Origin of the sequence: Bacillus sp. UNC437CL72CviS29 (assembly GCF_000482345.1) — a bacterium.
Lineage (GTDB): Bacteria > Bacillota > Bacilli > Bacillales > Bacillaceae_G > Bacillus_A > Bacillus_A arachidis.
On sequence record NZ_AXVB01000006.1, the window covers coordinates 202,293 to 214,667 of the forward strand.

Here is a 12,375-nt window from a genome sequence, read left to right on the forward strand (position 1 = left end):
AGTGCATCTTTTTTTTCAACCGTTCAAAATATAACAATACGTTCACATATGTGTATTTCTTTTCTATTTTCTTATTAAATTGTATGATAGAAAGAGTTTGGTCTCGCGTAGAAAGGAGCTTTTATGAAAGAAACACATTCATTCTTACAAAAAATAAAACAATTTGTATTACTATTTTTCCCGATTTTTATAACGCAAATGTCTTTATTTGCAATGAGCTTTTTTGATACTACAATGTCCGGACACGCAAGCGCTACCGATTTAGCCGGGGTTGCAATTGGAACAAGCGTATGGATTCCGATTAGTACTGGACTAACAGGAATCTTAATGGCTACTACTCCTATTATTGCTCAGCTTGTTGGCTCAAAACAAAAAAAAGCTGTTCCTCATATCGTAATACAAGCCGTATATTTAGCAATTGGAGTAAGTTTACTCGTTATTCTCATCGGCTTCTTTGCCGTTTCACCCATTTTAAAAGGCATGCATTTAGAACCGCCGGTTGAACACATCGCTTCTCAATTTTTAAGTATTATTGCAATTGGTATCATTCCTTTATTTGTCTATACTGTATTGCGTGGATTTATTGATGCATTAGGGAAAACACGTACAACGATGATGATTACATTACTTTCCTTACCGATTAACGTCATTTTAAATTATGTATTTATTTTTGGGAATTTTGGCTTTCCGAAACTAGGAGGCGTTGGTGCAGCAATTGCTTCTACCGCAACATATTGGTGCATTTTATTTATTACCATTATTATTATCAGTACGAAAGAACCATTTGCATCTTTCGGTATCTTTAGGCGCTTATACCGCCTTTCTCTTTCAAGTTGGAAAGAATTATTAAAGCTTGGAGTACCTATCGGGTTTGCCATCTTTTTTGAAACGAGCATTTTCGCCGCCGTTACACTTATGATGAGTAATTTTAGTACAACAACAATTGCTGCACATCAAGCGGCGATGAACTTTGCTTCGCTTCTATATATGACACCTTTAAGTTTAGCGATGGCCCTAACAATTACAGTTGGCTTTGAAGTTGGAGCAAACCGCTCTGAAAATGCAAAGCAATACAGTTTTATCGGAATTAGTTTGGCGCTCACTTTTGCCTTATTATATTCTATTCTACTCTTTTTCTTTGACGATCAAATTGCATCTATTTATACAACAGATATTGCTGTTCATGATTTAGCAAAAGAGTTCCTTATTTTTGCGATTTTATTTCAAATTTCCGATGCAATCGCTACTCCCGTGCAAGGTGCTCTCCGTGGTTATAAAGATGTAAATGTTGCTTTAATAATGACACTAATTGCCTACTGGATCATCGGTCTGCCACTCGGTTATATATTAGCAACCTATACCTCTTGGGCAGCTAAAGGTTATTGGATTGGTCTTATTATAGGGCTAGCATTTGGCGCTACCTTTCTTCTTGTTCGTCTCTTTCAAGTACAACGTAAATATACATCACAAAAAAGTCGCTAATCGTAGCGACTTTTTTCATCATGCATAGTTCCTCTTTAAACGTGTAACATAATGAAAAAGAAAGGTGTAAATCTATGGATGAAAAGAAAAAACAGCAGCTCTATGATGAAGAATTTGCTCCTGAAATCTCACCTGGATATAGGCAAGATATTCATGAGCCACCTCAATATAAAAACACTTCCACTTCGTTTTTAATTGGAATTGGTATTTTCGGAGCAATATTACTTGTACTTATTATTTTTGTCTACTTTTAATGAAGGGAGAACTATATTATGACAAAGCAATCCCCAACTTTCTCTAAAAGAGTTGTAAAAACACAAAAAGGTTATGCTGGTGATTCTGTAAATGCGCATAAGCAAGTCGAACAAGGCAATCTAGAAATCGCCAAAAAAGAAATTGGACAACAAAACGAGAACCTATGAATGTCCCCTTTCTTGCAAGTGTTTAAGGAAAGAGACTTCTTTTAGAATACTGTAAAAACCGAAAACATCCTCAGTTTCTGAGGATGTTTCATTCTACATATTGCCGCTGCTCTGCGATCTTGAATGTATGCTTCTCTTTTACAATCTTCATTTCATAGTTTAAACTCATTTCATCTCTCTTACCATTCTCAATACCTGAAACATAAGCTATGGCACAGTAAGTAAAACTTTCATCAGATTCTTCACATATTTCTTCATTAGAAAATTTATACTCTAAAGTATGAAAACGATTTGGATAATAATTTCTCATTAATTGTCCATAACCGCTCTCTATATGATCTTCCGAAAATATTTCCATCCCTATCTTTTTTATCTCCTCTTTATCCTGAATCGCAAAAACAGATAATTGTGCTGTAATAAAATACTCACCGATTTTTTTCTTTTCATCAAAAGTTAGCTGTTTTACTTCTTTTCCCTTTAATTCGTCAGATATCTGATACTCACTTTTTTGCTTAAATTTCGCAAAAGCTTGAATTTTATACATTCCTAAAAACAAAACACAAACGAACAATATCCACATTGCCATCTTTTTGTTTTTCTTTCGCATCATTTACCCTCTCTATTCCATCATTTATATTATCTTATCACAAAGAAAGAAAATTCTGTTATTATAAAATAAAACGAACGAATCAAGGAGAGAAATGAGGAAAGTTATATGTACTCTTACAGGACACATATAGAACAAGCGCTACCAAGTATCACCATACACTCTTATGAACAAAATGATAATGGCTGGGATAATGTAGCCATTATTATTAACAAGGAATGGCTCTTTCGTTTTCCACGTAATCCCCAGTATGCATGGCGAATACCTCGCGAAAAAGAGCTGTGCAAGAGACTTTCTCAATCATTACAAGAGGTAGAAGTTCCTAACTACCATGTTTTATATAAAAACAAATCAGATTTAATTCCATTTTGTAGTTACTATAAACTCATTCACGGAGAACCACTAACAGTAAAAACAATAGAAAGATTAACTGTAAAAGAACGTGAAACAGTAATCACACAACTTGCTACCTTTCTTGCTTCTTTACATACTATCCCAATAGAACATGCTATAAAATGGGAGTTTGATATCGAGAAGCCTATCTCATATTGGCGAGAGATTCAAACGAAATTACACGATTATCTTGCACACACAATTACATCGTTAGAAAGAAAAGCTTTTGATTGTTTATTTGAGGATTTTTTTGAACTTATGCATGCATCTGATTTCCAAAAAGCAATGATCCATGCTGACTTTACACATCATCACATTTTATTTGATGAGGAGAAAAGAAGCATTGCTGGTATTATCGATTTTGGTGATGCTCAAGTTGGAGATCCTGCCTTTGACTTTGCTGGATTATATAGTGATTTTGGTAGTAAATTTACAAATGACATCTATAAACAATACTGTGCTCTCACTCCCCACCATGATTCAACTTTCTTTAGGCGTGTTATGCAATTTTATCAATATAGCCCATTACTCCATAACCTTGTTTACAGCTTTGAAACAAATAATGAACAAGAGGTACAGAAAAATCGAAGACATTTACAAACTATACTTTAGGGAATGAATTCATTTCTTTCCCTATTCGCCTTTTCCTCATAGATTATTAATTTTTTATCCATTTCTATAATTAATTTATACATTTGAAACGCCTGCAAAATCTGCAATTGGATCCAAAAAGGAGCCTGTTGTTCTTGTAACCACTGAAATACTCTCGCTTCATTTTTCATTGATCATTTCTCCCTTCACAAGTTCCCCTACATCTATACCGTAAATGATGAAAAGCTTTTCATGTCAATAACAAAAAAGGGATGCAATTTTGCACCCTTTTTTAATGAAATATAGAATTTTTTCGAACTGGTAGATGTTGCACCTCGTCTACTTTACATTCATTACGAAAGGCACATCCAATACATTCAGAACGAACTGTACGAACTGTACGTTCTGTGTACAGTTCCGGTTGCTGTAATATCTCTTTCATTCTATATAAATCCTTCATTCCGTCCACACTCTCTCTCTCTTTTGGAACATATTCATACCTAGTTCCTTCTATTAAATTAACAATTTCAATTCTTTCAGCAAGAATTCCAAAAGCTTTGTAACTAAACACTGCTGTAAGCTTTTGAAAAAGAGCTAGCATCTCTTCATTTGCATCAACAACATACTTTTTAATTACAAACGATTTTGTAGACCATTCCCCCACTTCAAACGTTAATGAAATATGCACCCCTAGCTCTTCCATATAGGTTTGTAACTTCTCATATAAAAATAAAGGTGGTATTTTACTTACGTCATTCTTCACAAACTGTAGTAAATGGTCCGTTAACTTTGCGAGAACAATATAATATTCCACTTTAGAAGAGAACATATCAATACGCACATTCCCCCAATGTCTCTCTAATCGTTCTAACAGAAGCATTGTTGTTTGTTTTTCTACGGGTGATGTGTAGTAATCAATAATAATTTGATTTACAATCGCTTGAACCATTTGTTGCCATTCAAATGAAGAAGGTTCTCTTCTTTTTATATGGCGAAAATAAAACTTATGCGGACAACGTATAAAATCATATAAATGATAATCTGTCATCGTTTTAATTGATATTTTCCCCTGCACCCATCTTCATCTCCCTCTCGCCATTAAGAAAGGTGTTTTATGAATTCAGCACCAAACTGAAGACATTTCTCTACATCCTCATCTTCTGGCGTTAATTCTATTTTTAGCCCTTCCATTACAACTTCAGCACCGCGCTCTCGTAATTTTTCTTCTAAAATGTCAACAGCTGCTCCGTATTTCGGATAAGCAGAGTCACAAGATCCAAATACCGCTGCTTTTTTACCAGTTAAATGAATTTCTTCCATTTCATCATAAAAATCTAAGAAATCATCAGGAAGTTCACCGTCTCCCCACGTGTATGCTCCTAAAATAATTCCATCATATTCTTCTAATATAAAAGCCTCTGGCGTCGTCATAATGTCAATGACTTCGATTTCATTTCCTGTTTCCCGAATGGCTCCAGCTATATGATCAGCCATTTCCTCTGTATTTCCACTCATACTTGCAAAAATCATTACACATTTACCCAACTGGCTCTCTCCCTTGATTATATCTATTTTTTCTGTGTTATTTGTTTTTCTCATCTACATATTCAGCACGGATTATTCGCCGTTGCCATACTATATCTTTATCTTTCATTTCCCATTGTCGAAAGCGGAATATTATTTCATTTCTCTCATCCACTCTACCGTCTGTTAATTAATTGATAATAATTATCAATTCCAACCATGCATTTAGATTAATTGAAAACGATTATCAAAGTCAATGTTTTTTTGGAAAAATAATGAAAAAGTACAAGCTTGTCCGGTAACAGTTCATATACTATAAATGAGCATAGTTCTTTCTCAGCCCTCTCTAACGGAAAGAAATAGAAGCAACTGCAGTAATTGCAGTTGCCCTTTTTTATTTTTAAGCTTTTAGTAAATTCATTGTCGCCCGTAAAAATAGCTCTGCCCCACTAATTAAAGCTGATTCATCCACATCAAATTTTGGATGATGGTGGGGATAACAAGTGTTTGTTTTCTCATTTCCAGTTCCTAATTTAATAAAGCAGCCTGGTGCTTCTTTTAAATATGCAGAGAAATCTTCTCCTCCCATTGAAGGAGCAAGTTTTACAATTCTCTCTTTTCCAAACAACTCTATCGCGCTTTCTTCTACTATTTTTGTAATAAACGTATCATTGATTACCGGGTCATATCCATAACGATATGCGTACGTATACGTTGCACCATGTGCCTCTGTAATTCCCTTAGCAATTTGCTCAATCCTCTCCTCTGCTTCTTTTCTCAATGCTTGATCGAAAGAGCGAACTGTTCCCATCAAATATGCTGTATCAGGAACAATATTATCCGCTGTTCCCCCATGAAATTGTGTTATTGACACAACTCTTTGCATAAAAGCACCTGTATTTCTAGAGACAATATGCTGTAAATTCGTAATAATTTGTGCACCAATTGCTATCGGATCTACCGTTTCTTCTGGCCTAGCAGCATGCCCTCCTCTTCCTTTTACCTCTATTGTAAATACATCGGGGGCAGCCATCATCGGTCCATATACAATCCCAATCTTTCCCGTTTCTAATCCAGACATAACATGCAAACCGATAATATAATCTACCCCGTTCATGACACCTGCTTTCACCATTTCCTGTCCCCCGCCAGGATACACTTCTTCAGCATGCTGAAATAAAAGGCGAATTTCTCCTTCCCACTCCTCATCCATGTTCCCTAGTGCTTCTGCCGTGCCTAATAAAATAGCAGTATGGGCATCATGCCCACATGCATGCATAACTCCTGGAGTAAGTGATGCATATGCTTTATACGTCTCTTCCTGAATTGGCAATGCATCCATATCTGCACGAATTGCTACAACTTTTCCAGTCTTATGCCCTTTTTTCTTTGCCATCACACTATATGGCGTCGGTCTTGTCACCTCGAAAGCTGAAAATGAACACAATGTATCATATATAAATTGTGAAGTTTTTTCTTCATAGAATGATAGCTCAGGAAATTGGTGAAGATGCCTCCGCCACTTTATAATATTTTCCTCTGACACGTATGTCGGCCATCCTTTATTCACATGCTCCATTCCTGACGACCTCCTTTTTTATTGTTCACATTTCTTATTTCACTGTGATAATTCAATTTTCTTGTAAGATTTTCATTTATAAAAACGCTTTATTTATTCCCTGCTTATTTAAAAAAAGACAAATCCATTACAAATTCATATAGAATGTAATATAATTGCTAAGTTAGGGATTTTCTTTTTTAGTATTTAGTGCTACTATCAAAAAAGAGCCTTTTTGTCTTATATTTACCTAAAATGTGGAATTTTGTTTTTTTCACAACAATGTAGGATATGATATCTACATACAGTTACTATTTCATAAGAGAGGGAAAGACATGGAAAGATTAAAAGAGATATGGTCTCGACCACTCACACAATGGTTTGCAAAAACTTTTTATTACCTTGCAATTTTATTTGCTTTGCTTTGGTTGTATGGTTTCCATGATACGAACACAAGCACATTTATTTACAATGAATTTTAGGGTGGGAACGTTATGAAGTTATTAGAACAAATCGAAAAGTGGGCAGTTGAAACTCCAGACCAAACCGCTTTCGTTTGGCGAGATGCGAAAATTACGTACAGACAATTAAAGGAAGACTCCGATGCACTAGCCCATTGGATTTCTTCTGAGTATGCCGATGATCGCTCACCAATTATGGTTTATGGCCATATGCAGCCAGAGATGATCACTAGCTTTTTAGGGTGTGTCAAAGCTGGACATGCTTACATTCCAGTAGATTTATCTATTCCAGCTGATCGTGTACAACGTATTGCTGAAAGTTCTGGTGCGAAATTACTTCTATCACCGGTAGAAGTAACAGTAACTGATTTACCAGTTCGCATCATATCTGAAAACGACTTAAAAGATATTCTCTTTACTCATAAAGGAGAAACACCAAACCCTACTCATGCGGTAAAAGATGATGAAAACTTCTACATTATTTACACCTCAGGGAGCACAGGTAATCCAAAAGGTGTACAAATTACGTATAATTGTCTTGTAAGTTTTACAAAATGGGCGGTCGAAGATTTCAACTTACAAACAGGGCAAGTTTTCTTAAACCAAGCACCTTTCTCATTCGATTTATCTGTGATGGATGTTTATCCATCGTTAGTAACAGGTGGTACGCTTTGGGCAATTGATAAAGATATGATTGCACGTCCAAAAGACTTGTTTGCTTCTTTAGAACAATCTGATGTACAAGTATGGACATCCACACCATCTTTTGCAGAAATGTGTTTAATGGAGCCATCTTTCTCTGAAAGTATGCTACCAAACATGAAAACATTCTTATTCTGCGGTGAAGTATTATCAAATGACGTTGCAAGAAAACTAATTGAACGTTTCCCAAAAGCAACAATTATGAATACGTACGGTCCAACAGAAGCAACTGTAGCTGTAACAGGTATTCATGTTACACAAGAAGTCGTTGATACCTATCAATCACTTCCAGTTGGCTATTGTAAATCTGATTGCCGTATTCTTATTATGAAAGAAGATGGTACGATTGCGCCAGATGGTGAGAAAGGTGAAATCGTAATCGTTGGTCCAAGCGTAAGTGTTGGATATTTAGGAAGCCCTGAATTAACAGACAAAGCATTCACGGTTATTGATGGCGAACGTGCCTACAAAACAGGTGATGCTGGCTATGTAGAAAATGGTCGTCTTTTCTATAATGGTCGTCTTGATTTCCAAATTAAATTACATGGTTATCGAATGGAATTAGAAGAAATCGAACATCACCTTCGCGGTTGCTCTTATGTAGAAGGAGCTGTCGTAATTCCCATTAAAAAAGGTGAGAAATACGATTACTTATTAGCGGTTGTTGTTCCAGGAGAGCATTCATTTGAAAAAGAATTCAAATTAACATCTGCAATCAAAAAAGAACTCAATGAGCGATTACCAAATTACATGATTCCAAGAAAATTCATGTATCAATCTTCTATTCCAATGACACCAAATGGAAAGGTAGATCGCAAAAAATTATTGAGTGAGGTTACAGCATGACCGCATACGGATCATTTTATTTTTTCGCCATAGTGGGCATTTTATTAATACCTACTATTATAGCTGGATTAAAAGGTAAAATGTTGCGCAAATATAATGCTGTTCTAACATTAGTTATGCTTGCAATTATTTTCTCTGATAAACCAAAGCAAGCGTTGATGTTGGCAGTATTTATCATTTGGCAATACATCCTGATTAAAGGCTATTTACTATTACGAAAACAAAATAATAATACGTTCATGTTTTGCATGGCTGTTATTTTATCGATTTTGCCACTAGTGTTAGCAAAAATCGCACCATTCGTACCTGAACTAAAGTTCATTGTTTTCCTTGGTATGTCTTATGTGACATTTAGGGCCGTACAAATGGTGTTTGAAGTTCGTGATGGTTTAATTAAAGAATTCACATTCTTTAACTTCTGGGAATTCGTTCTGTTCTTCCCAGCTATCTCAACTGGACCTATCGATCGTTATCGAAGATTCCAAAAGGATATTCAAAAACCGCCAAGTGCTGAAGAATATCAACAGTTACTATACACAGGGATGAACCGTATTTTCCAAGGGTTTCTGTATAAATTTATAATTGCTTATTTACTACAGAAGCATTTTGTTGATGCAGTATTTGCAAATCAAGATACGTTTTTATCTAATGTTATTTATATGTATAGTTATAGTTTATACCTATTCTTCGATTTTGCTGGTTATAGTGCATTCGTAATCGGTGTAAGTTATATGATGGGTATTAAAACGCCAGAAAACTTTAATAAACCGTTCATCAGTCGCAACATTAAAGATTTCTGGAACCGTTGGCACATGAGCCTATCTTTCTGGTTCCGTGACTTTATTTATATGCGCTTTGTCTTTTTTGCAACAAAGAAAAAGTTAATTAAGAATCGATATACGATTTCATATATCGGCGCATTCTTAAACTTTTTCATTATGGGCGTATGGCACATTTTAGGTGAACATGTATATCAATACATTATTTACGGCCTATATCATGCAGCTCTGTTTATTTTGTTTGATATTTTTGAACGAAAAAACAAAAAGCATAAGTTTTGGCCAAATAATAAATTCATGCATGTCCTTGCAATTGTAATTACGTTCCATTTCGTATGTTTCGGTTTCCTAATCTTCTCTGGTCACCTTAACAGATACTTTTAATGAATAACTTCTTTTCTTACAGCTAAGAAGTTACACATAATATATTTCGGATATAAAGGAGATTTTAAAAATGGCAGAATTTAAAGATCAAGTATTAGATATTTTAGAAGAAGTTTGTGAAAATGATATTGTAAAAGAAAATCCAGATGTACAATTATTTGAAGAAGGTATCCTTGATTCTTTCGGTACAGTATCTTTATTAGTAGAATTCCAAGAACGTCTAGATATCGAAGTATCTATTTCTGATTTTGATCGTGATGAGTGGGCAACACCAAACATGATTATCAAAAAGTTGGAAGAAATCCGATGAAAAAAGCAACCTTTGGACCGATGCTCTTAGCATTGGCCCTTTTTGCTGTATTCTTACTTATTCCAACACGCTTTCTCCTTCCACTTGTAAGTGATAAAAAAGTAGAGGAAGCGGCAACTTCTCTAAAACCAGAGAAAATACAAAGTATGGTTTTACAGCAAAAAATGTTAGAAGATCCGAAATACCTTCCGATGTATGGTTCATCGGAATTTGCAAGAATGGATGCTTTTCACCCATCCAATTACTTTAAAGTAAAACCCGCAGGATTCACGCCATTCCTTCTTGGTCGTGGCGGAACACAGGACCTTGTCCATGTGCTAAACTTTGCATCTACAATGGATCAATTAAAAGATAAAAAAATGATTTTTGTCCTTTCACCACAGTGGTTTGTACCACAGGGAATTGATGAAACACACTTTGCACCTAACTTTTCAAAACAACAAGGCTACCACCTCATTTTTAACAATGATTTAAAGCCTGAAATGAAAAAGAAGATTGCAAAGCGTTTATTGAACTTTGAAATTGTAAAGAAAGAAACGCTATTAAAAACATCTTTAGAAGGTATTGTCTATGATGATACGACGCATCAAATAAAAGCACTTGCTGCGAAACCTTTCGCTTATCTTTACCGCAATATATTAGATCGTAAGGACATATTTACAGCAATGTTCGATATTAAACCGCATAAAGAAAAGCTTGATCCTTCATTGAAACAAATGAACTGGGAAGAAGTACGTAAACAGGCAGATCAAACTGGTAAATTAGAATCTCAATCAAATGAATATGGTATCGAGGATGGTTATTTCAATAGCAAAATTAAACAGAAATTGAAACAACGCAAAGGTTACTTAAAACATGATTCTTATGAAAACTCTCCAGAATATGAAGATTTACAAATTGCGCTTGATTTATTAAAACAATCCGGTGCAAAACCACTCTTCATTTCTGTTCCTGTAAAAGGCCCTTGGTATGATTATGCTGGATTCCCGAAAGAACGACGCGAATTATACTATAAGAAAGTTCATGAGCAAATTCAGCAAGCTGGCTATCCAATTGCTGACTTCTCAAACCATGAGTATGACAAGTACTTCTTAAAAGATCATATGCACTTAGGCTGGAAAGGTTGGGTATACATCGACCAAGCCATCCAGCAATTTTATAAAGCAAACTAACAAAAAGACCGCTTGATTTATTCAAGTGGTCTTTTTGTGTATGCATCTTGCAATTTGTTTACCGTTACTTCTACTTCTTCAATCACCTGTTTAACAATTTGCTCTGCTGAGTCTTTTCTTGCTAATGAGGAAGCTTGTCCAGCCCAAAGTGACATATATTCTCCTTTATTTTGTTTTGCTGCTTCTTGACGTATTTTCGAAGTTAATACATTTTGCACTGGATACATGGGGAGACCGCCTTCTTTTCCCTCATACCGATCTATAAATATATTCCGAATACCTCTTGCGTATTTCCCAGAAAATGCCCTTGTTACAGTTGTACTTGTATCTGTACTTTGTAATACTGCTTCTTTATGCACATCGTGTGTAATACTCTCTTCGCTTGTTAAAAAGGCAGACCCCATTTGAACGCCTTCTGCACCTAATACATAAGCTGCAACAACACCTTGTCCATTCATAATACCACCTGCCGCTATAATTGGGATATGTGGTACTGCGGCTACCATTTGTGGAATTAATGCAAATGTACCAATCATAGAATCTTGCTCATTTCCAATAAATGTCCCACGGTGTCCCCCAGCTTCGCTACCTTGTCCAACAATTACATCTACCTCTAATTCAGCAAGCACCTTCGCTTCTGCTACATTTGTAGCTGTGCCAATTATCTTTATGTTCTCTTTCTTCAATAATGCCATTTCCTCTTGTTCTAACGTGTGAAATGCAAAGCTGACAACTGGAACTTTTTCTTCCCTTAACACTTGTAGTTGTTCTTTATAACTTTTCGGAAGTTGCAAGGGTTGATTATACTCATCAATATCTAATTCTTTTCGTATCGACGCTAATAAAATTCTAGCTGTTTGTACTTTTTCTTCTTCAATTTGTATTTCCTTCGTAAGCAACAGATTGACTGCGAACGGCTTATCTGTTAACTTTCGTATTTTATAAATAGATTGACGAATTTGTTCTGGACTCATATAGCCAGCCCCAAGTGTTCCTAATCCCCCACTATTACTTACAGCCGCAACAAGTTCTGGTGTCGTAATTGCTCCTGCCATGCCCGCTTGAATAATTGGATATTTTATTTGTAATATATCAGTTACTCTGCTTGTAAACATCATTCTTCTCCCTTCCTATCCCCTCTTAT

Annotated in this window: 15 protein-coding genes; 9 read left to right on the forward strand and 6 right to left on the reverse strand. The window is 35.5% G+C overall.

The features are described 5' to 3' along the window. Positions 1-123: 123 nt before the first annotated feature. The 3 genes from M014_RS0108355 (at position 124) to M014_RS29590 (ending at position 1,904) form a co-directional block, all read left to right on the forward strand. Complete coding sequence (locus M014_RS0108355) at positions 124-1,482, forward strand: MATE family efflux transporter (RefSeq protein WP_026591314.1); 1,359 nt, start codon at positions 124-126, stop codon at positions 1,480-1,482. 74 nt (positions 1,483-1,556) lie between these two features. Continuing rightward, the gene (locus M014_RS0108360) at positions 1,557-1,736 is read left to right on the forward strand and encodes a hypothetical protein (protein WP_026591315.1); all 180 of its coding nucleotides are present in this window, start codon (positions 1,557-1,559) and stop codon (positions 1,734-1,736) included. Positions 1,737-1,754: 18 nt separating this feature from the next. After that, positions 1,755-1,904 (forward strand): hypothetical protein, encoded by a 150-nt coding sequence (locus tag M014_RS29590; RefSeq protein ID WP_026591316.1) that lies wholly within the window; start codon positions 1,755-1,757, stop codon positions 1,902-1,904. Between the two features lie 88 nt (positions 1,905-1,992). Here the strand turns inward: M014_RS29590 and M014_RS0108370 are convergent, their stop codons facing one another. Beyond that, complete coding sequence (locus M014_RS0108370) at positions 1,993-2,514, reverse strand: biotin transporter BioY (protein ID WP_155924322.1); 522 nt, start codon at positions 2,512-2,514, stop codon at positions 1,993-1,995. A gap of 105 nt (positions 2,515-2,619) precedes the next feature. Between M014_RS0108370 and M014_RS0108375 the strand changes: the two genes are divergently transcribed. Beyond that, positions 2,620-3,516 carry an aminoglycoside phosphotransferase family protein gene (locus M014_RS0108375; RefSeq protein ID WP_026591318.1) on the forward strand — a complete coding sequence of 299 codons (897 nt, stop codon included), beginning with the start codon at positions 2,620-2,622 and terminating at the stop codon, positions 3,514-3,516. Here M014_RS0108375 and M014_RS29595 read toward each other — a convergent pair. From M014_RS29595 to M014_RS0108395, 4 genes are all read right to left on the reverse strand, one after another. Beyond that, on the reverse strand, positions 3,513-3,686 hold the full coding sequence (locus tag M014_RS29595) for a hypothetical protein (protein WP_026591319.1): 174 nt from the start codon (positions 3,684-3,686) through the stop codon (positions 3,513-3,515). The genes M014_RS0108375 and M014_RS29595 overlap by 4 nt on opposite strands. A gap of 101 nt (positions 3,687-3,787) precedes the next feature. Continuing rightward, the gene (locus M014_RS0108385) at positions 3,788-4,570 is read right to left on the reverse strand and encodes a hypothetical protein (protein ID WP_155924323.1); all 783 of its coding nucleotides are present in this window, start codon (positions 4,568-4,570) and stop codon (positions 3,788-3,790) included. 23 nt (positions 4,571-4,593) lie between these two features. Beyond that, on the reverse strand, positions 4,594-5,040 hold the full coding sequence (locus M014_RS0108390; RefSeq protein ID WP_026591321.1) for a flavodoxin: 447 nt from the start codon (positions 5,038-5,040) through the stop codon (positions 4,594-4,596). Positions 5,041-5,419: 379 nt separating this feature from the next. Further along, a complete protein-coding gene (locus tag M014_RS0108395) occupies positions 5,420-6,598 on the reverse strand; it encodes an amidohydrolase (protein WP_441296552.1) in 1,179 nt (392 codons plus the stop codon). Between the two features lie 314 nt (positions 6,599-6,912). Here M014_RS0108395 and M014_RS0108400 point away from each other — a divergent pair, with 314 nt between their 5' ends. From M014_RS0108400 to dltD, 5 genes are all read left to right on the forward strand, one after another. Continuing rightward, complete coding sequence (locus M014_RS0108400) at positions 6,913-7,059, forward strand: teichoic acid D-Ala incorporation-associated protein DltX (protein ID WP_003206349.1); 147 nt, start codon at positions 6,913-6,915, stop codon at positions 7,057-7,059. Between the two features lie 12 nt (positions 7,060-7,071). Then, positions 7,072-8,586 (forward strand): D-alanine--poly(phosphoribitol) ligase subunit DltA, encoded by a 1,515-nt coding sequence (dltA, locus tag M014_RS0108405; protein ID WP_026591323.1) that lies wholly within the window; start codon positions 7,072-7,074, stop codon positions 8,584-8,586. Then, positions 8,583-9,749 (forward strand): D-alanyl-lipoteichoic acid biosynthesis protein DltB, encoded by a 1,167-nt coding sequence (gene dltB, locus M014_RS0108410; protein ID WP_026591324.1) that lies wholly within the window; start codon positions 8,583-8,585, stop codon positions 9,747-9,749. The genes dltA and dltB overlap by 4 nt, the downstream gene beginning before the upstream one ends. A 70-nt stretch (positions 9,750-9,819) precedes the next feature. Continuing rightward, positions 9,820-10,059 carry a D-alanine--poly(phosphoribitol) ligase subunit DltC gene (gene dltC, locus M014_RS0108415; RefSeq protein ID WP_003196126.1) on the forward strand — a complete coding sequence of 80 codons (240 nt, stop codon included), beginning with the start codon at positions 9,820-9,822 and terminating at the stop codon, positions 10,057-10,059. Further along, complete coding sequence (gene dltD / locus M014_RS0108420; protein WP_026591325.1) at positions 10,056-11,231, forward strand: D-alanyl-lipoteichoic acid biosynthesis protein DltD; 1,176 nt, start codon at positions 10,056-10,058, stop codon at positions 11,229-11,231. Before dltC ends, dltD begins: the two co-directional genes overlap by 4 nt. A 17-nt stretch (positions 11,232-11,248) precedes the next feature. On the opposite strand, the gene M014_RS0108425 is transcribed toward dltD, so the two are convergent. Beyond that, positions 11,249-12,346: an NAD(P)H-dependent flavin oxidoreductase gene (locus tag M014_RS0108425; protein ID WP_026591326.1), complete on the reverse strand. Its 1,098-nt coding sequence runs from the start codon at positions 12,344-12,346 to the stop codon at positions 11,249-11,251. Between the last annotated feature and the right edge of the window lie 29 nt (positions 12,347-12,375).

What these genes read in the sequence shown, in the direction of transcription:
- M014_RS0108355 (WP_026591314.1), top strand. Translation starts at nt 124, where the DNA reads ATGAAAGAAACACATTCATTCTTACAAAAAATAAAACAATTTGTATTA.
- dltA (WP_026591323.1), top strand. Translation starts at nt 7,072, where the DNA reads ATGAAGTTATTAGAACAAATCGAAAAGTGGGCAGTTGAAACTCCAGAC.
- M014_RS0108395 (WP_441296552.1), bottom strand. Translation starts at nt 6,598, where the DNA reads ATGGAGCATGTGAATAAAGGATGGCCGACATACGTGTCAGAGGAAAAT.
- M014_RS29595 (WP_026591319.1), bottom strand. Translation starts at nt 3,686, where the DNA reads ATGAAAAATGAAGCGAGAGTATTTCAGTGGTTACAAGAACAACAGGCT.
- dltC (WP_003196126.1), top strand. Translation starts at nt 9,820, where the DNA reads ATGGCAGAATTTAAAGATCAAGTATTAGATATTTTAGAAGAAGTTTGT.
- M014_RS0108370 (WP_155924322.1), bottom strand. Translation starts at nt 2,514, where the DNA reads ATGATGCGAAAGAAAAACAAAAAGATGGCAATGTGGATATTGTTCGTT.
- M014_RS29590 (WP_026591316.1), top strand. Translation starts at nt 1,755, where the DNA reads ATGACAAAGCAATCCCCAACTTTCTCTAAAAGAGTTGTAAAAACACAA.
- M014_RS0108375 (WP_026591318.1), top strand. Translation starts at nt 2,620, where the DNA reads ATGTACTCTTACAGGACACATATAGAACAAGCGCTACCAAGTATCACC.
- M014_RS0108425 (WP_026591326.1), bottom strand. Translation starts at nt 12,346, where the DNA reads ATGTTTACAAGCAGAGTAACTGATATATTACAAATAAAATATCCAATT.
- dltD (WP_026591325.1), top strand. Translation starts at nt 10,056, where the DNA reads ATGAAAAAAGCAACCTTTGGACCGATGCTCTTAGCATTGGCCCTTTTT.
- dltB (WP_026591324.1), top strand. Translation starts at nt 8,583, where the DNA reads ATGACCGCATACGGATCATTTTATTTTTTCGCCATAGTGGGCATTTTA.
- M014_RS0108360 (WP_026591315.1), top strand. Translation starts at nt 1,557, where the DNA reads ATGGATGAAAAGAAAAAACAGCAGCTCTATGATGAAGAATTTGCTCCT.
- M014_RS0108400 (WP_003206349.1), top strand. Translation starts at nt 6,913, where the DNA reads ATGGAAAGATTAAAAGAGATATGGTCTCGACCACTCACACAATGGTTT.